Origin of the sequence: Corynebacterium sp. HMSC064H12, assembly GCF_001809925.1 — a bacterium.
Taxonomy (GTDB): Bacteria; Actinomycetota; Actinomycetes; order Mycobacteriales; family Mycobacteriaceae; genus Corynebacterium; species Corynebacterium jeikeium_D.
Genome location: NZ_KV799352.1, coordinates 197798 through 218420, shown reverse-complemented (window position 1 = coordinate 218420; position 20623 = coordinate 197798). Strand labels below are relative to the sequence as shown.

Annotated in this window: 13 protein-coding genes; 8 read left to right on the top strand and 5 right to left on the bottom strand. The window is 56.9% G+C overall.

Going from position 1 to position 20623, the window contains the following annotated elements; genetic code table 11:
- Nucleotides 1–25 precede the first annotated feature (25 nt).
- Entirely contained in the window at nucleotides 26–781 is a 756-nt protein-coding gene (locus HMPREF2681_RS08610; protein ID WP_070429353.1) for a type 2 periplasmic-binding domain-containing protein, read from the top strand.
- A gap of 352 nt (nucleotides 782–1133) precedes the next feature.
- On the opposite strand, the gene HMPREF2681_RS08605 is transcribed toward HMPREF2681_RS08610, so the two are convergent.
- The 3 genes from HMPREF2681_RS08605 to HMPREF2681_RS08595 form a co-directional block, all read right to left on the bottom strand.
- Entirely contained in the window at nucleotides 1134–4802 is a 3669-nt protein-coding gene (locus tag HMPREF2681_RS08605) for a multifunctional oxoglutarate decarboxylase/oxoglutarate dehydrogenase thiamine pyrophosphate-binding subunit/dihydrolipoyllysine-residue succinyltransferase subunit (RefSeq protein WP_048732838.1), read from the bottom strand.
- Between the two features lie 103 nt (nucleotides 4803–4905).
- On the bottom strand, nucleotides 4906–8724 hold the full coding sequence (locus HMPREF2681_RS08600) for an ABC transporter ATP-binding protein (protein ID WP_168164894.1): 3819 nt from the start codon (nucleotides 8722–8724) through the stop codon (nucleotides 4906–4908).
- Between the two features lie 106 nt (nucleotides 8725–8830).
- On the bottom strand, nucleotides 8831–9697 hold the full coding sequence (locus HMPREF2681_RS08595) for a hypothetical protein (protein WP_070546818.1): 867 nt from the start codon (nucleotides 9695–9697) through the stop codon (nucleotides 8831–8833).
- Nucleotides 9698–9835: 138 nt separating this feature from the next.
- On the opposite strand from HMPREF2681_RS08595, the gene HMPREF2681_RS08590 reads away from it, so the two are divergent.
- Together HMPREF2681_RS08590 and HMPREF2681_RS08585 are read left to right on the top strand one after the other, a co-directional pair.
- A complete protein-coding gene (locus HMPREF2681_RS08590; RefSeq protein ID WP_049172126.1) occupies nucleotides 9836–10648 on the top strand; it encodes a (2Fe-2S)-binding protein in 813 nt (270 codons plus the stop codon).
- Between the two features lie 198 nt (nucleotides 10649–10846).
- On the top strand, nucleotides 10847–11680 hold the full coding sequence (locus HMPREF2681_RS08585) for a hypothetical protein (RefSeq protein ID WP_048732832.1): 834 nt from the start codon (nucleotides 10847–10849) through the stop codon (nucleotides 11678–11680).
- Nucleotides 11681–11708: 28 nt separating this feature from the next.
- On the opposite strand, the gene HMPREF2681_RS08580 is transcribed toward HMPREF2681_RS08585, so the two are convergent.
- Entirely contained in the window at nucleotides 11709–12263 is a 555-nt protein-coding gene (locus HMPREF2681_RS08580) for a hypothetical protein (RefSeq protein ID WP_070546815.1), read from the bottom strand.
- Nucleotides 12264–12540: 277 nt separating this feature from the next.
- Between HMPREF2681_RS08580 and HMPREF2681_RS08575 the strand changes: the two genes are divergently transcribed.
- The 5 genes from HMPREF2681_RS08575 (at nucleotide 12541) to HMPREF2681_RS08555 (ending at nucleotide 19368) form a co-directional block, all read left to right on the top strand.
- Nucleotides 12541–13623, top strand: coding sequence for a S1 family peptidase (locus HMPREF2681_RS08575; protein WP_246822716.1), 1083 nt, complete (start codon nucleotides 12541–12543; stop codon nucleotides 13621–13623).
- Nucleotides 13624–13878: 255 nt separating this feature from the next.
- Complete coding sequence (locus tag HMPREF2681_RS08570; RefSeq protein WP_242451381.1) at nucleotides 13879–15018, top strand: trypsin-like serine protease; 1140 nt, start codon at nucleotides 13879–13881, stop codon at nucleotides 15016–15018.
- Nucleotides 15019–15168: 150 nt separating this feature from the next.
- On the top strand, nucleotides 15169–16554 hold the full coding sequence (locus tag HMPREF2681_RS08565) for a Sau3AI family type II restriction endonuclease (RefSeq protein WP_069358841.1): 1386 nt from the start codon (nucleotides 15169–15171) through the stop codon (nucleotides 16552–16554).
- 124 nt (nucleotides 16555–16678) lie between these two features.
- Nucleotides 16679–17962, top strand: coding sequence for a DNA (cytosine-5-)-methyltransferase (gene dcm / locus HMPREF2681_RS08560; protein ID WP_069358840.1), 1284 nt, complete (start codon nucleotides 16679–16681; stop codon nucleotides 17960–17962).
- Between the two features lie 23 nt (nucleotides 17963–17985).
- The gene (locus HMPREF2681_RS08555) at nucleotides 17986–19368 is read left to right on the top strand and encodes an MFS transporter (protein ID WP_069358839.1); all 1383 of its coding nucleotides are present in this window, start codon (nucleotides 17986–17988) and stop codon (nucleotides 19366–19368) included.
- Here the strand turns inward: HMPREF2681_RS08555 and HMPREF2681_RS08550 are convergent.
- Nucleotides 19365–20297: a bile acid:sodium symporter family protein gene (locus tag HMPREF2681_RS08550; RefSeq protein WP_070546807.1), complete on the bottom strand. Its 933-nt coding sequence runs from the start codon at nucleotides 20295–20297 to the stop codon at nucleotides 19365–19367. The two genes, HMPREF2681_RS08555 and HMPREF2681_RS08550, sit on opposite strands and share 4 nt — an antisense overlap.
- Nucleotides 20298–20623 lie beyond the last annotated feature (326 nt).

The window sequence follows — 20623 nt, the reverse complement described above, 5'->3', positions numbered from 1 at the left end:
CCGTTCGTAGGTTACGCTGGTGTCGATGATTGATTTTAGACGTGCGAACGCCGGGTTCCACTTTCGCATCCGCTCAATGGGGTGCAAGGGTAGCTCCACGGCTACTGCGTGCACTTTTACCGCCCTGGCATTGGTCACTGGGGCGACGGGGTTCGGTCTTGCCGCATGTTCTGATTTGGATCCGCAGATGCCCGTTCCTCCCGAGCAGGAGGCGGTGGTGACTGTCGGGGCAGACCTACGCAACCCTGAGCAAGCAGCTCTTGCGTACGTGTATGCGCAGAGCTTTGAGAGGATAGGGCGGCAAGCGGAGGTCGTCGGCATTCGCGATGCTGACGACCGGTTGCGGGCCGTACGCAATGAAGCGGTCCTGGTCTCCTTCGGATGCACAGGTGAGCTACTCGGCCTGAGCGACCCTGCGTCGGCGGCTTCACTGGCGGAGGAATACGCGGACGACTCCACCCCGGACAAGCAGTTCAGCGGCGAGTGGCGCGACCGTGTGTACGACGCATTTTCGCGGTCGCTGCCGGGTGAAGTTATGGCCACCGACGCGGGCATGGCACAGGGCTGCGCGGATGTGTCAGCTGACAATGCTGGGGCTGACTTGCCGCAATGGCTTGTGCCTTTCTACGTCAAGCCAGCGTTGGACCGAGATGATCGAGTCCGCGTGCTCAATGAGATTGCGGGTTCGCTGAGCACTGAGGACTTGAAGCTGATGACCCGGGCTGTGGCTGGTGGCGCCAGCCCTGAGTTGGTCGCTCAAGAGTGGCTGGACAAGGCGTAGTCGGGGCGGCGGGGGCTAGTTGTGGCGGTATCTGACGCGTATCTGCTGTTGGCTGCCGCCAAGTTTGTTGAATAACCCATGAATGCGGGCTGCAAATGTGAAACTGTGCGAGTTTATGACACTTTCATGCCATTTTTCGGGACATTTTTGTCATAAACGTAGTCAGTAACTCGCATTGAGGACTAAGTAGTAAATGGTGCCGACCCGGTGGCACGCCGACCGGACACGCTTTTTGACTATTCGCCCTTGATGCCTGGCAACGATCGCCCAAGCAACAGGAAAGGGGCTCCAACCGTTCGGTTGGAGCCCCTTAGCGTTTACACGCTAACTGGTGAAGACCAGTCAATGAGACCTACTTGAGAGCCTCTTCCAGCAGAGCCTTCTCCTCAATCTGGTGGACCTTAGCCACACCAGTTGCGGTGGAGGACTGTGCACGGCGGGAAACGCGGGTCAGCTTCGGCATATCCGGCAGAACCTCTGGGAGGTTCAGTGCCAGGAATGGCCACGGACCCTGGTTAGCCGGCTCATCCTGAACCCAGCGGACTTCCTCAAGATCCGGGTAGGACTCGAAGATGTCGCGGAGGCGGTTGTGCGGCAGCGGGTGCAGCATCTCCAGGCGAGCGATTGCAAGATCGTCGCGCTTGTCCTTCTTACGCTTCTTCTCCAGCTCCCAGTAGATCTTGCCGGAGCAGAGCAGCAGGGTCTTGATGCCGGACTTGTCCTTGGACTCGAAGTTCGGGTCATCGATGACTGAGCGGAACTTGTTCGGGTTGGTGAAGTCCTCGACAGCAGACGCTGCCATCTTGTTGCGCAGCATCGACTTCGGCGAGAACACAACCAGCGGACGGTGCAGGTCGGACAGGACGTGGCGACGCAGCAGGTGGAAGTAGTTAGCCGGCTCGGACGGCTGAGCAACGGTGTAGGAGCCCTCGGCTGCCAGCTGCAGGAAGCGCTCGATACGTGCCGAAGAGTGGTCCGGGCCCATGCCCTCGTAGCCGTGCGGTAGCAGCAGGATCAGCTTGGAGGTCTGACCCCACTTGGCCTCGCCGGAGGAAACGTACTGGTCAATGGTGGTCTGAGCGCCGTTGGCGAAGTCACCGAACTGTGCTTCCCAGAACACTGCTGCGTCCGGGTTACCCAGGGTGTAGCCGTACTCGAAGCCCATGCCTGCGTACTCGGTCAGAGCCGAGTTGTAGATCATGAAGCGGCCGCCGTTCTTGGACTTACCGTAGGCGTCGATCGGGTTGTATTCCGAACCGTCCTCGGAGTCAATCAGAACTGCATGGCGAGAGGTAAAGGTACCGCGGCGGACATCCTCACCTGCGAAGCGGACGTCGATGCCAGCACCGGTGAAGGAGCCGATTGCCAGCAGCTCGGCCATACCCCAGTCGATGCCACCTTCCTGAGTCATCTCCGCGCGCTTCTTAGCGACCGGCGCAACACGCGGGTGAATCTTGAAGCCCTCAGGGAGGTTGACGTAGGACTGACCAATCTCGACGATTTCAGCCTTGTCGATGCCGGTCTTGAGACCGTGCGGCAGCGGCTGAGAACCGGCGATACCGGTCTGCTCGCCCGGCTTTGCGTCCTGAGCTGCGCGAACCTCGTTGAAGACCGCTTCCATCTGGTCGTGGAAGTCTCGGCGTACTGCTTCGTACTCTTCCTCGGAGATGTCACCGCGACCGATGAGGTCCTCGGTGTACTGAGCACGAACGCTTTCCTTCTCGTCGATGATCTTGTACATCAGCGGCTGAGTCATGGACGGGTCATCGGCCTCGTTGTGGCCGCGCTTGCGGTAGCAGACCAGGTCGATGAAGACGTCCTTGCCGTAGCGGTTACGGTACTCAACAGCCAGCTGGCCGACCCAGACGACAGCCTCCGGGTCGTCACCGTTGACGTGGAAGACCGGGCAGCCGTATGCCTTGGCGATGTCGGTTGCGTAGTAGGAGGAACGACCGGAGTCCGGCGAAGTGGTGAAGCCAATCTGATTGTTCACCACGATGTGGACGGTACCGCCGACCTTGTAACCACGCAGGGACATGAGGTTCAGGGTCTCCTGGACAATGCCCAGGCCGGCGAAGGATGCGTCACCGTGCAGCAGCAGCGGCATGACGGAGTAGCCCTCTTCGCCCTTGTTGATCTTGTCCTGGCGTGCACGAGCAAGACCCTCAACGACCGGGTTGACGGCCTCGAGGTGGGACGGGTTCGCAGTCAGGGTGACGTCAATCTCGCCCTCGCCGAACATCTGGATGTGACGGCCAGTAGTACCCAGGTGGTACTTGACGTCACCAGAACCGCCGACCTGTGCCGGGTCGATGTTGCCTTCGAACTCGGTGAAGATCTGGCGCAGTGGCTTGCCGACGATGTTTGCGAGCACATTCAGTCGACCGCGGTGTGGCATACCGATGACGACCTCATCCAGGCCAGCACCAGCAGCGGTGTCAATGGCGGAGTCCATCAGCGGAATCAGCGACTCTGCGCCCTCAAGGGAGAAGCGCTTCTGGCCGACGTACTTGGTCTGCAGGAAGTTCTCGAATGCCTCAGCGGCGTTCAGCTTCTGCAGAATGTACTTCTGCTCAGCGTGGGACGGCTTTGGCTGGCCGCCCTCAATGCGCTCTTCCAGCCACTCGCGCTCTTCGCGGTCGAGGATGTGAGCGTACTCGGAACCGACCTTGAGGCAGTATGCGTTCTGCAGGCGCGAGAGAACTTCGCGCAGCGTCATCGTCTCCTTGCCGCCGAAACCACCGACGTTGAAGGTACGGTCCAGATCCCACAGGGTCAGACCGTGCTCCTCAATATCGAGGTCAGCGTGGTTCGGAGCGGAATCATTCGGCTGGTCAGAACGCAGCGGGTCGATATCAGCCAGCAAGTGACCGCGGGAGCGGTAGGCCTCAATCAGACGCATAACGCGGGTGTTCTTGTCGATACCCGTGTTCGGCAGATCCTGTGCCCAACGGATTGGGGTGTAGGGGACGCGCATGGTCTGGAAGATGTGGTCCCAGAACTTGTCGTCGACGAGCAGGTTGCTCATCGTGCGCAGGAACTCACCGGACTCTGCACCCTGGATAATGCGGTGATCGTAAGTAGAGGTGATGGTCACCAGCTTGCCGATGCCCATCTCTGCCAGACGGTCCGCGGAAGCACCGGCGAACTCAGCCGGGTAATCCATGGAGCCGACACCGATAATCGCGCCCTGCCCCTTGGTAAGGCGCGGGACGGAGTGGCGAGTACCGATACCGCCCGGGTTGGTCAGGGAAATGGTGACGCCCTGGAAGTCCTTACCGGTCAGCTTGCCGTGGCGAGCACGAACGACGATGTCCTCGTAGGCGTCGACGAACTGCTTGAAGGTCAGGGTCTCACACTCGCGGATAGCGGCAACTACGAGCGAGCGAGAGCCGTCCTTAGCTGGCATATCAATAGCCAGGCCGAGGTTAATGTGCTCCGGGGTAACCAGAACTGGCTTGCCGTCAACCACCTTGTAGTTGTTGTTCATGTCCGGGTGGAGCATGACAGCCTTCACCATGGCGTAACCAATGATGTGGGTGAAGGAAATCTTGCCACCGCGGGCGCGTGCCAGATGATTGTTAACCAGGGTGCGGTTTTCAAACATCAGACGTGCCGGCATATCGCGAACCGACGTAGCGGTCGGCATCTCCAGGGAGACATCCATGTTCTTAGCGATAGCCCGTGCGACGCCCTTCAGAGGCTCCTCGCCGGATTCAACAGCCGAAACCTTGGCTGCTGCATCCATTGGGGACTTCTTTGGCTTCGGGGACGCCGGCTTGTTCGGGGTCTTAGTTGGTTCGACCCCCTTGGATTCACGACGTCCGGTTGCCTTAGCTTCCTCCTTCGTGGCTGCTGCTGGCTTTGCCATATTGGAAAGGTCCTCGCCCTTTTGGGACGGGGTGTGGGTTGCGAAGAATTCGCGCCATTCCTGACCCACAGATTGTGGATCCTTCTGGAATTGCTGGTACATCTCGTCGACCAGCCATTCGTTCTGGCCGAAGCTCATGTCGCTGCTCACGGCAGGTACTCGCCTCTTTTCGTCTTAGTTTTACTAACTCACGTTTATTCTAATTAGCGCAAGTGTCAAAGTGTCATTCAAGGATAACGAAAATTCTGAATTACTACACCGTCGCGCTCCCCATATGGTACTTGCTCCAAAGCTCTGCGTATTGGCCACCCGCCGCTAGGAGCTCGTCATGGGAGCCGTCCTCGACAATACGCCCGTGGTCAAGTACCAAAATCCGGTTGGCCCGAGCCGCTGTAGCCAGGCGGTGGGCCACAATAATTGCCGAGCGTTGACGCGACGCACGGTCAGTGGCTTCAAGGATTGCCGACTCTGTTGCAGGGTCGAGTGTCGCGGTGGCTTCGTCGAGAAGCAGCAGTTCAGGACGCATCATTTCGGCACGAGCGAGTGCGATGAGCTGACGCTGTCCGGAGGAGAGCCCTCGGCCATCTGGGCCGACGGGGTGGTGGAAGCCACCGGGCAGGCTGGCAATGGTGCTGAGGGCACCGACGTTTTTCGCGGCCTGCTGAATTTCAGCATGACTGCTGTCCGGTAGACCGTAGGAAATATTTGTTGCTACTGTCCCCGAAAACAGGTGTGATTCTTGGGGGACATAGCCGAGGGTGCGTCGCCAATCGTTAAGAGGGAAGTCGCGGATGTCAGTTTCGGAGGCTCGCACCACACCGTCAACTGGATCGTAGAACCGAGCAAACAACTTAATGATTGTTGATTTTCCGGCGCCGGTGGATCCGACAATTGCGACTGTTTCTCCGGCAGGAATCTGCAAATCGAGAGCATCGAGAACCTGCGGGCGTTCGTGCTCAGAGTCGGCGGCGGGGTAGGAGAAAGTTACCTTGTCTAAGCGCAGGTCGCCAGCAGCTGCGCGGGACGCGCCGTCAGTAGTGCCGTGATCTGGCATGGGGGCGGTCTGTAGGAGGTCATCAATGCGATTGAGGCCGACCTTCGCCTGCTGGTAGCCGTCGAAAACATGGGACAGCTGCTGAATCGGGCCAAAGAGCATTCCTAGGTACAGCGTGAAGGCGACGAGTACGCCGGGTGTCGTGGTTCCCGAAGCAACCTGTTGGGCACCGACAGCCAATACCGCGGCTGTTGCCAACTCAGAGACGAAGTTGATGCCGGGGAAGAATAGAGCCACGGCCAGCTGTGCTCTCTGACGAATTGCGCGGTACTTGTTGGATTCCTCGGCAAAGGAAGATTCGATATCGGCGACGCGGTGGTACATCTGAATCTCGCGAAGCCCACCAATAGTCTCCTGAAAATCAGCGTTGACCAAGGAGAGCTGCTCTCGCGCAGCCTTGTATAGGCGCGAGGAGATCCGGCGGAATACCAGAGTGGACACCACAATGATGGGAAGCGATGCCAACGCCACCGCGGCGAGTGACACCTGTGTGGCAAGCAACAGCGCCGTGACACCGAGCAGAGTAAACGCGGCGATTGCCCCCTCTGCCAGTCCCGTTTGCAGGAAAGAGGAGAGCGCATCGATGTCGGTTGTCATCCTCGTCATGATGGCGCCCGAGCGATTGGCCTCGAAGTAGTTAATGCCAAGCGACTGCAGGTGACGGTAGCAGCGCACACGCAGGGCATAGAGCAGCCGCTCACCAGTGCGCGCAGTAATAACAGCATTTGTGGCTACGGCAAGCCAACTGATGAGGACCGTCGCCAAGCCACCTGCGGCGCAGGCCCACAGCACGGCCTCATTGTGCTCACTGATGCCGTGGTCAATGGCGTAGCGCACGAGCATGGGGAACGCCAGATCGGCAACGGCAATGAGGGCGAGCAGCGCGATGACACTTATAAATAGGCCGCGGACATAGGAGAGCAGCCGGCGTAGAGAAAAAAGCTCGGAGTTGTCGAGTGCCGCAGCGGGCACACGCGGTTTTTCGGTAGCGGGTGGGAGGTTTCGCACACGCTCGAGAAGCTCAGGCGTCGCAGGAGCATTGGCGAGAGCCGCCCCCATGCCACCACGACCGCCGCCGCGGCCACCTGGACCGCCTCCGGCTCGGCCAACCCCGCGGCTCATTTGAGAAGTGGCACCTCCGGGAAGCCGCGCAGCGGTGTCTGGCGTGGAGTTGTCGGAGGTTGGCGCGGTTTCGTCGGGCCAGAGTTCCTCGGGGCTGGGGTCCTCACTGCCAATGGGGTCGAGAACGAGGTTTTCGATTTCGGGGTAGGCGTTCTGGTCGATGTCCATCAGCTCGGTGAAGCGCGGATGAGAAGCAATCAGTTCGGCCTTGGTGCCAATGCCAGTGATGGCACCGTCTTCGAAAATGGCGATGTGGTCCGCCTGCTCGAGAGTGGAAGATCGATGCGCCACGATGACGATAGTCGTATCCGCCAGCTGTGAGGTCAGCGCGCTGAAGATTTCCAACTCTGTCGCGGCATCGATTGCTGAGGTCGCGTCATCGAGAACCAAAACCCGAGGACGGGCGAGGAATGCCCGTGCTAACGCGACGCGTTGAGCTTGTCCGCCGGAGAGATTATGCCCGCGCTCGCCGATGGCTGTGTCCCACCCCTGAGGCAGGTCGTCGACGAAGTTGACCTGCGCGGCTGTCGCTGCGGCGACAATCTCTTCCTGGGACGCCGCGGGATTGGCGAATGCGATGTTCTCACGCAACGTGCCCGCAAATAGATAAGGAGTGTCCGGAACGACAGTAATAGCGTCATATACGTCGCTGGAGAGAATGCGCGCGGTATCTGTGGATGTGCCGTGGCTGGGCGCATCGATAGTGATAGTTCCCGAATCCGGCAGATAGTGACGGCCGAGTAACTCCGTGGCGATAGTCTTTCCGGACCCCGGTGGGCCAATCAACGCTAAGGTCGCCCCTGGCGCGACGGAGAATGAGACATCGTCGATAAGCGTGCGTCCGCCACGGCTGTGGGTGACGTGGTTGAAGCTGATGCCAACGGGGCCGTCGGGGAGGGGGAGCGCGTCGGTGGGTTCGGGGTTGTCTGGTCGGGCGTCGATGACATCGGAAATGCGGTCGATGCTTGCCGACGTCAGCTGTATCGAGATGACCATGTTGGAGACCAGACGCGACAGGGCAGTCAGGCTGGTGAGATACGTGGCAAAAGCTACGAACGTGCCTAGGGTGATGTGTCCGTTAATCGCGAGCCAGCCACCGACCGCGATATTTCCGACGAGGGACAGTTGCGGCAACGACTGCAGCGCCGGTTGGAATCGAGCGCTGAGTTTTGCCGCTCGCAGGCGGAGGGAATAGAGCAGCGACGAGTTACGCTCCATCTTCGCAACTTCGTTGTCCCCCTGCGCAAACGCCTTGACAACGCGGATGCCGGAAACGGTTTCCTCGACTTGTCCGGCGATCTCGCCTGCTTGCTGTTGGGCAGCCCAGGTTGCAGCATGGAGTTTGTCACGCGAATTCACTGCAATGTAAATAATCGCTGGCACGACGGCGAGGCCGACCATTGTCAGGGGCAGCGAGAGGGCGAGCATGATGCCGATTGTGATGAACAGCTTGACGACGGATCCCAGCGTCAGCGGCAACATCGCCAGTAGTCCGGCCACTGCCTGGAGGTCGGAAATTGACCGCGATACAACCTGGCCTGTGTTGACTCGGTCTTGTGCTGGACCATCGAGGTTTTGTAGGGAGCGAAGGATCTTTAGTCGCAGGTCGTGCTGAACATCAATGGAGAGTTTGCCGGAGAAGAATCTGCGCCCCACCTGGGCGACGAAGCGTACTAACGCGATGGCCAGAAAGACAGAAATGACTGCCTGCAGGGGAGTTAGGGAAGGCAGTAGGCGCGCGGGGACACCGCCATCGGAAGAGCCCGTTGCCACATCAATGGCATCTCTAGTGAGAAGCGGAAGTACGGACTCCAGCCCGACAACGATTAGCGCTGCGGCTATGACGCCATAGAGCGGTAGTGGCCTGTGAAGAGACTGTTTCCACAAGAACTTCATGGGCGAGGTTCTGCGGGGTTTGCTCTGGGCCATGGTGGGTACCGCGCTTCCATTGAAAAACGTCGCTGAAGGGGAAATCGCTGAAGGGTAATCGGGGTAAGAGGAACTACTTATTCTTCTTTTTCTTCGGCCACTTCAGCGCCGAGGGAATAGAGAACCTCGATGACTTTGAGTCCTTCTTCGAGTCCTCCGAGGTGTTGGATTTAGCCGGTAGCTTTCGTTCAAAGTCCGACCAATCCTGGGGAAGCGGGCCCAGAGATGCGCGAGTGGAGCTGATAAGAATGCCACCGAGCTTGCGGTTGGCGGAGGCCCCAACCACGGCGCCAATTCCAAATGGCAAAATCTTACCGATGATGGCCAGGCGAGCGTTCTTCATCAAGCGCTTGCGTGCCTCGCGAATCAGCAGGCGGTTTGCTGCACCCAGCTGCGGAACGCCAAGCCGTGGCAGTAGAGAATTTACGGAAGTTTTGGTCTGCTTCCGCAGCGATTCCTCGCCAAGCAGAGAGGCCATAATAGCTGTCCCCTCAGAGCCGCTCATGGCCGCAAGAATCAGCGTGCGACGGCGTTGCGGATCGGTGATGTCAATATTGCGCAGGGTTGCTGAGGCCAGTGTGTACCAGGCTGATGCTTCCAGGAACAGCAGCGATTCACCGGTAACCGCAGCCAAGCCCGTAATCATGCCGACGCCGGGAAGAACCGCACTGCCGCCGGCGGCACCACCGGTGCCGGTGACCAGGTTGAGGTAGTGGGAATCAATACGTTCTTGTACCTGCGCCGGAGTTTCATCTTTTTTGCGCTTGTGCAGGGAACTGACGTACCCGGTGATGGCAGACGACTGCCAGCTCATGGTCTTATCCAGGGTTTGGATAAGAAGGGTTCCCAGTTTTCCGGTATCACGTTCGATCGCTTCGGGGGTTGAGTTCACCGCATCAGTTACTGTGCGAGTTGAATCCTTCTTCGTCTTTTGGAACAAAGTAGTAGACCTCCTAAACGGGTCCGTTGAGAGCCATATGCCCATATAAACACTACTGAGCTGTGGGGAAATTCCGTAGTCGGTGGAAAAATAGACAGGTGTACGGCGATTAACACAGTCGATAGAAGGATGAGACTGGTGAACGATGTCACGCGGGGTGCCGCATTGCCTCCCGAGTACTCCCAGCTTTTGGCGGACTTTCCTCGGTTTTCCGCAGATGTCACGCCTCACGACGGCGCTGCGGAGTGGCACCTTTCTACCGAAGCTGTAGCCGCCGGAATTGAGGCTGGGAGAAAGCTGTTTCCCATGCCCGAGGTTGAGGTGGATACCCGTTTCCAGGCCCAGTTGTGGTGGTGGTCCATGTGCGGAGCATTGGTAGGGCCATCGCTGGCATGCGTGTTGGTGTCCGATCGAGTTCCAGTGTGGCAGTGGTCTTCTTGGCTCACATTTCTTCGAGATGACTATTGGGTTGGGTTCCAAGCTCAACAGTTTGAAAGCATTTCCGCTGAGGATGCGGATGAGCTGAAGGATTCCGGCGAAGCACTGGCTCATTTCTTGGAGCCGTTGGCTCAGGTTGTTGGAGAAGTCGGGGAAATCAAGCCTGCCCCTCTTTGGGCCGTGGCTGCCGATGCCGTAGCTAACGCCGCAATATCCGCCGGTAATGAGCTGATGGAGCCCTGGCGTGGAGCGCTTATTGGCAAACATGTCGTTGAGGGAATACAGCGAGTACATCGGGTCCCTCTTCCTCGTTTCATGGATTCCTGCGGAGGCGAGGTGCGCCCCTGGGATGAAGCCGCTGCTGAATCGGGAGAAGAACCGGACTTCGATGTAGTTACTCACCTGGAGAGGGCTACTTGCTGCATGATTTATCACAGCCCAGATGCCGATCTGTGTGTCTCCTGTCCAAAACGTTCTCGTGAGGAACGCCATCAACTCTGGGCACGCTACTGAGCGCTCTGTTTTCGAGAATCGACAGCTGGCGGCCTGCTCCTCAACCGACCGTGTTGGCGGCTTTGCAGCAGCACGCACGCTGCCGGCGCGATCTTTCGCAGCAATTGCCGGGGGCATGAGCCACCCCATGATTGCGCGTTTGTCGCTACGATTGGCTGCGGGTAGAGGCCAATTATCTTTCAAGGGAGGATTCCACCCATGAGCTTTTTCGAGCAGATTGCTGCGGCACTGGACCGCGAGGGCATTGAAAGCCGTGTCAACGATGACACCCTCTTCGTTCCCATTACCTCTGACCTGGAGGTTCAGTTCGTCACCATTGATGAGGACATCCCGGCTGCCGAAGTTTACGTAGCCGCTGCCGATGTGGATGATGAGGACGACGAGTTCGAAGCTGTTCTGGTCTCCGCTGTATTCTCCGTCGAAGACGCCGTCGCGGCAGTCGCCCACCATGTAGCTACTGACCAGGTTGTTGGCCTGCTGCGCACTCTGCTCGATGGTGATGATGACCGCATTGCTGACCTGGAGTTTGAACAGGACCCCGAAGAGGCAACCTTGGTCACCTCCGAAGTTGGTACCTCCTCGTTGGTCCAGGTTTTGGTAACTGCCCACAACAACGAGCCCAGCGCACACGTCCGCTTCATCTCCCAGGACGCGAACTTGGACGACATTGTCGACCAGGCCATCGCAGAGTTCTGGGACTCGGACACCGAAACGGTTCTCACCGATGATGACCGTCGCAAGATGTTCGCTGACCTCTACTCTGACATCCAGACCTTGCGCAATGAGGTTCTGACGCTGGGCACCTTCAAGGACTTTGACAAGCTGATGGATGTCCTTGCGCTCGTGGTAGACCGCGCAGAGGAATGGGAAGATCAGCTGGCACCCGTCGATGACGGGTACGCGGAGTATATCTACTCTGATCACGTTGCCTCCTTGGACGGGGATGATGATGACGATGACGACGATGATGACCTCTATGACGATGGCGACTATGACGACGAGGACGACGAAGAAGGCGACGACAGCGAGTAGCCGTACTGTGGCAGCACTGTGACCAGTGCTAAGCCGCTGATGGGCGAGAAGAAAAGAGCTCGTTAGGACACGGCAGTGGCCGCGCGCCCCTGGTGCCAATCCAGCTATAACGGCGCCCGGGGAGTGCGAGGTCAGTGCCGTTTTCGTGTATCTTGCTGCAGTCCTGCGCACGATGGAGAGCCTCAGCCACAGCCCGAGTACGTCGGCGGTTTTCTTCCCGCGTCCGATTCGAACCGCCAATTCCGCGGAGGACTACCTCCGATGAGGATGCCACCTTGACGGAAACGGAGTACATGAACATGGGCTCATCCTTCAGGATGAAGTATTCCGCGTGCACGTCGGCAAGCTGAGAGACCAGTGCGCGAGGAAGCGCTATCCGCGACGCGCGGACGGTGACCACAGGCCCGTCGGGAAGCGAAAAGGTGTGATCTAGCGCGTCGGGCGAATGCCTACGGGCGATGGTGGGGTGGCAGAGGATTGTGCGGATGAGGTCGAGGTCTTCGAAACATTCTGCACGGTAGGTAGCGGATAGTGGGGGAAGAGCTAGGCGGCGATGAATGGGAAACTCGTCTGCTGTGTTCATGGCTCACAAGTTATCGAACACCCCGGACTCGCATTTTCGAACATATAGAACTAATGTTCGAGATATGTTTAGCATCAATTGGCTACCCAAGTGGGGGTAGTCAATTGGCTAGGTGCCTGGTGTTATTGCAGGGACATGTGGGGTTGTGGAAACGATTCGATAACGACTTTTGTAAAAGTCCAAGAGTCTGAGAAAACGCTATTTCTGGGGGTGGGGTGGTGGATTAGTGTGGGGGATGGTCCTAAAGGAAAACTAAAAATTTGAAAGATTCGTCTCAATGAAGCACGCAAGAAGTCGAATGGCGGTATCGGCTTTCGCAGCACTTTTGTCCTTAGCAGCCCCGGTCGCGGCACATGCTGTCGTGGTTGGTCCGGGTGACCCGATTCGAACTCCCATGGAGGGAAGCCCGTGGGATGGGCACCGAAATGTCAACTCGCCGATGTGTTCGGCGGGTGTTCCGGGAGCGGTGACGGACCGCAATGGGGAAAAGCATCGGGTCATGTTGACCGCAGGGCACTGTGTGAATGATGCTCCGGATGTGGGTCTGCCAATCGTTACCGGTGAGGTGTATGTGCCAACCACCGAAGGCGATAAGCGCATTGGTACGACAGGTGCTCACCGTTGGGAAGTGCCGCAGGAAGATGCCGGACTGGAGTCGTTGCCGGCGGCCTTTAATGGTGCAGACTATGGAGTAATCAACCTTGATCCAGACGTAGAAACTACCGGCGCAAGTTACTCCATCGATGAAAATGGTCAGAGCTACGGGGAGCCTGTAGCGATGACTGGCATTCAAGACAATGAAGATCTGCCGCGTGGCGAGGTCTCCTTCGATAATTTTGGCAAACCTATCTGTAAGGACGGCATGCGTACCGGACGTGCCTGTGGCTATCAGGTATTCCGGGCTCGAAACGGCATTTGGACGGTTGGTATCGGCGTTGACCACGGTGACTCGGGCGGAAATGCCTACGATCCGACCACAAATGAAGTTATTGGCGTGAATTCGATGACCTTCGGTCCGGTCTCGCGTGTGATGCCCGCGGATATTGCCATCCAGGAGGCCTACGGCATTCCCGACGGTCAAGTAAACGACCACTTCGAGGTATCGGATTCCACGGCTCAGCGCGACTCCACCTATCGCACCCTCAACGAGGATATGGCGGCGGATCAGGAGTACGCCCGGACGCAGAATTCGCAGGGTTCTCAGGAAGGTTCTGTACCGCAGTTAACTGATCTTGTGGACCAGTTGCCGCAGTCGCCGCAACTGCCTGAGCTGCCACAATCGCCCCAATTGCCACAATCGTCACAGCCGTTTGAGCTGCCTCAGTTGGCAGAAATTCAGCTTCCAAGCTTTGAGGGCTAGCACCAGTCTGAGAATCTGACAAAAATCACCCCCGAACCGTTAAGAGAGCCAGAATCATCCAAGGCGGATGGTTCTGGCTCTTGCATTGCTGTTGAACAAACTTTTTGATGCGTAATGCGCGTGCCGTGAAGGCGATTGAACGGTTCCTCGACTGAGAATTTCACCCTAGGTTCCATTTTTGGAGAGCTTTGTAAAGGTGTCCCTAATACACTGAGAGGGACAAGTTTTCTGTACAGAAATGGAGTAGCGCACACTATGGTCAGTTCGAAGAAGGTCGCCACACTTACGGCTGCACTGTCGGTAGCTGCAGGTGGCTTTGTGCCCGGAATCGCGGTAGCTGAGGCTGCACCGGCAAACTCGGATGTTGTCATCGGCCCGGGCTCGCCGTTGCGAATGCCGTTCCCGAGCAGCAAGAACATCGATGGACGTCATGTTCAGTCCCCGATGTGCTCTCTGGGAGTTCCTGGCACCGTTGTGGATCAGAATGGCGTTTCGCATCGTGTCATCATGACTGCCGGCCACTGTGTTGTGGCGAAGGATACTGAAACCGGCGAAGAGGTCACCGGCCAGTTCTTCATCCCAACCAAGGATGGCGACAAGCTGGTCAACAAGGACTACATGGGCACCGATGTCATGCCGGAAGAGGGTGACTTCGACGAAAACACCACTATGCCGGAGTTCTTCAACGACCTCTTCAATAGCGGTGACTACGGCATCATTGAGGTTCAGGACGACATCAAGACCACCTCTATGTCCCACTCTGTTGATGAGTTCGGCAACGTCCACGGCGAGCCGGTTCAGATCGTCGGTATCGAGGACAAGCGCACTCTCGAGCCGATGGAGATTTCCTTCGACAACCTCGGTGAGCCCGTGTGCACCGACGGTTCCCGTACCGGCCGTGGCTGCGGCTTCCAGGTCTTCCGAGTCCGCAATGGTGTCTGGGCTATCGCTCCGATTGACCACGGCGATTCGGGCGGAAACGCTTTCAACCCGGAGACTCGCGAGGCCATTGGCGTTAACTCCATGGGCATCGGCCCGCTGAGTCGCTTCCAGCCGATTGACGTTGCTCTTGAAGAGCAGTACGACATCCCGGACGGCCAGGTCAACGAGCGCTTCAAGGTAGAGACCTCCACTGAACCGCAGTCCGAGTTCCGCACGATTGACGAGGACTCCCAGTACACCAAGCAGCACGTCCCACAGGAAGAGCCGGAGCTGGGCCCGATTGGCGAGCTGCTCCCAGAGGGCGTCGAGGTCCCGCCGGAGATTGCCGACATCATCTCGGAGAGCCCGTCTCTCCCGGAGCTGCCGATTCCGGAGCTGTCGGGTGCGACCGCTCAGGCAACGCAGTCTGTCAGCAACATTTCCTCGCAGGCGAACCTGCCGAGCCTGTTCTAATCAGGTCACCGCAGTCTCGTAGATAGGGCGTTCGCTTTACGACGCTCCGTTCAACCCCCTATTCCGCCACAGTGGCGGGGTAGGGGTTTGGCTTTCGTATTTTGGCCGCAAAATTATATAAGCTAAACGCACCAGCATACGAAAAGAGATATGCAGGAATCGAGTGATGGGACATTTTTTGCTATGAAGAGCTTTTCGACTGAGCTAGGCTATGACGATTCTGATGTGGAGTCAGTTGTAAACTACGCCGAAAAGATAGTCGGAAAATCTCTTCGAGAGGCACTTGGTGTCGAGGATTTGGATGATCCGAGGGTAAAGCGAGGGGCATTCGGTTCCGCGTTAGAGACACTCTATTTCAAGATTCCGGCTAACAGTAATGCAGAAGCAGACTTTACAAAAATAGGCGTCGAACTAAAAAGTACGCCGATGAAATTGACTAAAAAAGGTGATTATTCCGCAAAGGAACGTCTTGTCCTTTCGATGATTGACTACTTTTCACTCCCTGAGGAACAGTGGGTTGAGTCGCATCTGCTGGCCAAGATTAGCCGCATGCTATTAGTGGCATACCTTTTTGAAAAGGATAAGAATCCTGTCGATTACCAGGTTCTTCTCGCGAAGCTTTGGGAACTGTCGCAGGATGACATTGTCCAGCTTCGCAGTGACTGGGAATTGATTCAGGAGAAGGTCCGACGAGGACAAGCGCACACCATTTCATCTGGTGACACGATGTACCTGGAAGCCTGTACTAAGGCAGCGAATAGCACGATTACGCGGAAGCAGCCATTCTCGGATGAGCCGGCGAAGCCTCGGGCATGGGCCTTTAAGCGGAGTTATATTGATGTCATTCTCAACGGCATGCTTAATGCTCAAGAGATTGAACGAAAGCAATCAGAAGCAGATATGGATTTGCTTGGGCTGGTAAAGAAGCGATTCGCGCCGTATATGAATCGTACCCTTACTAGCTTGGCTGAAGGCTTGGGTTACAGTAACACCCGCCTTCCTAAGCATATTGGCAGTCTTATTGTTAAGAGTATTCTCGGTGTGGACAAGGAATCTGAAATTGCTGAGTTTGTAAAAGCTGGGATCGTCCCTAAGGTTATCCGTTTGAAGAGAAATGGAAAGCCCAAGGAATCCCTATCTTTTCCAAGGTTTTCCTACCGTGATTTGGTGGAGCAAGATTTCGAGCAAAGCGAGTTCAGTGAGCAGTTGGCGCAGAAGTACCTTTTTGTTGTCTTCTGCGAAGATGAGTCGAATCTTGGAGAGTTTCGACTAGCGGACGTACTGTTTTGGCAGATGCCTGACTCTGACTTGGTAGAGGCACGTGCATGTTACGACCTGATGCGGGAGCGTGTAATCGACGGGCGCGCTAGCGAGTCGGTTAAGAGTACGGAGAACCGTTGCTGTCACGTTCGGCCGAAGGCTCGAAACAAGGCAGATACAGCTGTTACTCCGCGAGGTGAAACTGTGGTCAAAAAGTCCTTTTGGTTGAACGCGGGGTACGTGGGTGATGAGATCAGTCGGGTTCTAAATTCCTAGAGATTTAGAAATAGTGTTCGAATAAGGCGGCGGTTTTGGTTAACTATCGGCCAGTTTGATCCGGCCTCTGTGTCATGGTTAGAATCACTCTGACGTATCAGAACACAGTAGCGATTGGAGAAACGTGTCTGATAAAACCATTCGCGTAGCCGAATTGTTCGCGGGAGTAGGTGGCTTTCGCCTCGGCTTAGACGGCTATCAGGATCAAAGCGACGGTATAGCATCTCTTCCGGCGGCAGGACCATTTGAGACCGTGTGGGCTAACCAGTGGGAACCACCAGGAACTCCAGCTCGCCAGTTTGCATGGCGCTGTTATGTAAACAGGTTCGGGGAGAACAGCTGTGTGAATGAAGACATCAACGTTGTTCTCGACAATGCGGAAGCCGGGCTGTTCGAAATTCCCGATGTAGACATGGTTGTGGGAGGGTTTCCGTGCCAGGACTACTCAGTTGCCAAACCGCTATCGCAAGCAGGTGGGATTGAAGGGAAAAAAGGTGTCCTCTGGTGGGATATCTACAGGTTCCTTAAGCTAAAGAGCCCCAAGTATGTCTTGTTGGAAAACGTTGATCGATTGCTGAAGAGCCCTGCTACTCAGCGAGGTCGCGACTTTGCAATTATGTTGTCGTGCTTCGGTGACCTCGGCTACTCCGTCGAGTGGAGGGTGATTAATAGTGCTGAGTATGGTTTTCCGCAGCGACGTAAGCGGGTCTACATCTATGCAGTTAAGAATCCCGGCACCTGGGAATTAGAGCAGCGCGCTAAGGATGGCATCATGGCCGCGGCTTTACCAATTGAGGAACCTCTGCATTTCACAGAAGTTGTGATTCCAGAGGATCCATATGAAGCAACAAAGACGTTTTCACTAGGTGCCAAGAAGTCTCCATTCGAAACTGGAGGCATAATGCAGAACTTCAAGGCGCTGACATTTTCTGTGGTTGAGTCCTATGATGGGCCTCGACAAGTTCTTGGGGATGTCCTTGTTGATGAGTCTGCTGTTCCAGATTCTTTCGTTATTCACGCGGATGAAGTTCATAAGTGGGAGTATCTGAAGGGTTCAAAGCGCGAAGAACGAGTCAATAAAAAGACTGGTTTTACGTATTTGTACAGTGAGGGGAGTATGTCCTTCCCGGACTCGACGGAAAAGCCCTCCCGAACGATTTTGACTGGTGAAGGCGGAAAATCGGCCTCCCGTTTCAAGCATGTGGTTAAGGTGGATGGAAGACTGCGTCGTCTAGTTCCAGATGAACTGGATGCTCTGCAAGGATTCCCTAAGGGATGGACGGACACAGGAATGACCGACGGCCATCGTGCCTTTTGCATGGGTAATGCACTAGTAGTTGGAATTCCTCATTTGATTGGCAAAGAGTTGGCCCGGCGAATTGAAAGTGAAATGGGCGACTCTGACTAGAGGTTTTAGAAAGGACCGTTACCTTGTCAGCTTCCCGTTCGCGCGACCTGCTTCGTCGTAAAGCAAAGTGCGAATCTCAGCCGGATATCGCATCGGAGGTGGGAAGCAAACCACAAGGTCGGGATTCTTGGCAGGGTGAATTAGACGGGACTAAACAGCCGATTCCGCGAGAGATTTGGATTCTGGTCAGCGCTGCGTTCATCATTGCGCTGGGCTTCGGTCTGATTGCACCGATCTTGCCGCAGTACGCGCGCAGCTTCGATGTGGGGGTGTTCGCGGCCAGCTTCGTGGTCAGTTCGTTCTCCATTTTCCGGCTAATCTTCGCGCCGGCATCGGGCTCACTGGTAGAGAAGCTCGGATATCGACGCACGTACCTAACCGGCATCAGTATTGTCGCGTTCTCGACTTTGCTTGTCGGTGTTGCGCAGACATATTGGCAACTGCTGGCGTTTCGTGCGCTCGGAGGCATCGGTTCGACGATGTTTACGGTCTCGGCAATGGGGCTGATTGTGCGGATTTCACCGCCGGAGATCCGCGGTAAGAGCTCGGCCGCCTACGGCACAGCCTTCCTGTTGGGCAATGTCTTTGGCCCGATCATTGGTGCTGCAATGGGCGCATGGGGCATGCGGATGCCGTTTTTCATCTACGGTGGGGCGCTGATCGTGGCAACGATTGTGGTCGGCATGTCGCTGAGTGCGGAGCATCTTCGCCATGTAGTGCCCAAGCGCACGACCCCGGTGCTGAGGTTCTCCGAGGCAATCCGTGACTCGGCATATCGGAGCGCACTAGTCGGAGCCTTCGCCAACGGTTGGTCGAACTTCGGTGTGCGCGTCGCGATTGTCCCGCTGTTCGCCGCGGCAACGTTTTCCCATGTTGGCACCCCAGAACCGGGCAGCGATGGGGCAGTAGCCGCCACTGCCACAGCTGGTTTCGCGCTGACGGCCTTCGCGCTCGGCAATGTCACGGCACTGCAGTTTTCCGGCCGTCTCTCCGACCGCATCGGCCGTCGCCCTCTGCTCATCACGGGCCTGTTCATCAACGGCGTGTTCACGGGCGCTATCGGATTTAGCAGCGGTGCCATTCCGCTACTGATTCTCTCCGTCCTCGCGGGTTTCGGCGCTGGCATGATCAATCCATCGCAGCAGGCCGTGCTTGCCGACGTCATCGGCGCCAACCGCCAAGGTGGAAAGGTGCTGGCCAATTTCCAGATGGCTCAGGACTTCGGAGCGATCTCTGGCCCGCTGATTGTCGGCGCAATTGTGGATGCCGCAGGGTTCAAGGCCGGTTTCTTTGTTTGCGGTGTCATTTCGCTGGTCGCAATGGTGGGCTGGATCTTCGGGCGAGAGACTCTACCAGCCCACTCGTCGAACAGCGGAGCCAAAGAAGCCGAAGCAAAAACAGCTTAAGCAGAAGCGGATTTGCTAGTTTCCTTGCCTTCATCGACCTTTCGGCAAATAGCCACATAGATAGCGCCAGTAATGTTATGCACCACAGCGGCCACCGCGCCGGGAAGCGCTGCCTCCGGGGTAAAGAACTTCGCTGCCATACCGGAGGACAGGCCAGCGGACTGTGTGCCGACCTCCACGGCCACCGTGCGCTTGCCCGCAGTCGGCATCCCCACCAGCTGGCCTGCAAAGAAGCCGAGCACGTAGCCCAGAACGTTGTGGATGATCACAGCCACAAACACAATCAGGCCAATGTTCGCCAGGCTCTCAGCGTTCTTGGCCACGGCACCGAAGACCACGCCACCGATACCGAGAATAGAAATCCACGGCAGGATTGGGAGGATCTTGTTAATAAAGGTATCGGCCACAAAGCGGATAATCAGACCGCCAATCACTGGCAGGAGGACTGTCTGACAGAGGCTCCAGGCCATCCCGAGGCCGTCGACCTCCGTGTGCGCGTCGGCAAGCACGAGCATAAGAAACGGCGTCATAATCGGCGAGACCAGTGTCGACACACTGGTCATGGCGACGGACAGCGCGACATCGCCACGCGACAGGTATGCGATGACATTCGACGAAGTGCCGCCCGGAACAGAGCCCAGCATGAGCAGACCAACAGCGAGTGCCGGGTTGAGTCCGAGGACTTTAGCCACGGCAATCGCCAGCAGCGGCATGATGACAAACTGCGCAATAACGCCGAAGAGAATCGCCAACGGGCGCTTAGCGACCTGCTTAAAGTCCGGGATGGTCAGGGTGAGGCCCATCGCGAACATGATGATCATCAGGAAGTACGTGATGTAATCCGTCAGCGGAGTAAACGGGGCGGGGAAGAAGAATGCCAGCGCCGAACCCGCCAAAATAAAGCCCGGAAACCCGAGAACTTCAATCATTGCCGAGAGCTTCGACGGTGCCTTATTTTCCTGCCTGCCATTCCCAGAAATCTCCTCGGGAGAATGTGGTTTTAGCGGGGACTGCCGGGGCGAAGACGGCTGCGTTTCTGGTGCGTTGTTATAGCTGGACATTCTCTAGCGACCTTGGGCTTATGCGTTGCGAAATTGCAAAAATCCGCCGAACGGTGGGTGTTCCACGGCGGAAAATAGCTGATATGTGTACAAACTTGTAGGGAAAATGTTAGCCAGCTCACCCTAGGAAATTACAAAGTAGGCACCCCGAAGTGGGTGCAATGCGCTCGCTTGACGACGGCCCCAGCGCCGGG

Coding starts and splice junctions, on each gene's coding strand:
- HMPREF2681_RS08610 (WP_070429353.1), top strand. CDS start 26: ATGATTGATTTTAGACGTGCGAACGCCGGGTTCCACTTTCGCATCCGC.
- HMPREF2681_RS08600 (WP_168164894.1), bottom strand. CDS start 8,724: ATGAAGTTCTTGTGGAAACAGTCTCTTCACAGGCCACTACCGCTCTAT.
- HMPREF2681_RS08585 (WP_048732832.1), top strand. CDS start 10,847: ATGAGCTTTTTCGAGCAGATTGCTGCGGCACTGGACCGCGAGGGCATT.
- HMPREF2681_RS08580 (WP_070546815.1), bottom strand. CDS start 12,263: ATGAACACAGCAGACGAGTTTCCCATTCATCGCCGCCTAGCTCTTCCC.
- HMPREF2681_RS08575 (WP_246822716.1), top strand. CDS start 12,541: ATGAAGCACGCAAGAAGTCGAATGGCGGTATCGGCTTTCGCAGCACTT.
- HMPREF2681_RS08570 (WP_242451381.1), top strand. CDS start 13,879: ATGGTCAGTTCGAAGAAGGTCGCCACACTTACGGCTGCACTGTCGGTA.
- HMPREF2681_RS08565 (WP_069358841.1), top strand. CDS start 15,169: ATGCAGGAATCGAGTGATGGGACATTTTTTGCTATGAAGAGCTTTTCG.
- HMPREF2681_RS08550 (WP_070546807.1), bottom strand. CDS start 20,297: ATGATTGAAGTTCTCGGGTTTCCGGGCTTTATTTTGGCGGGTTCGGCG.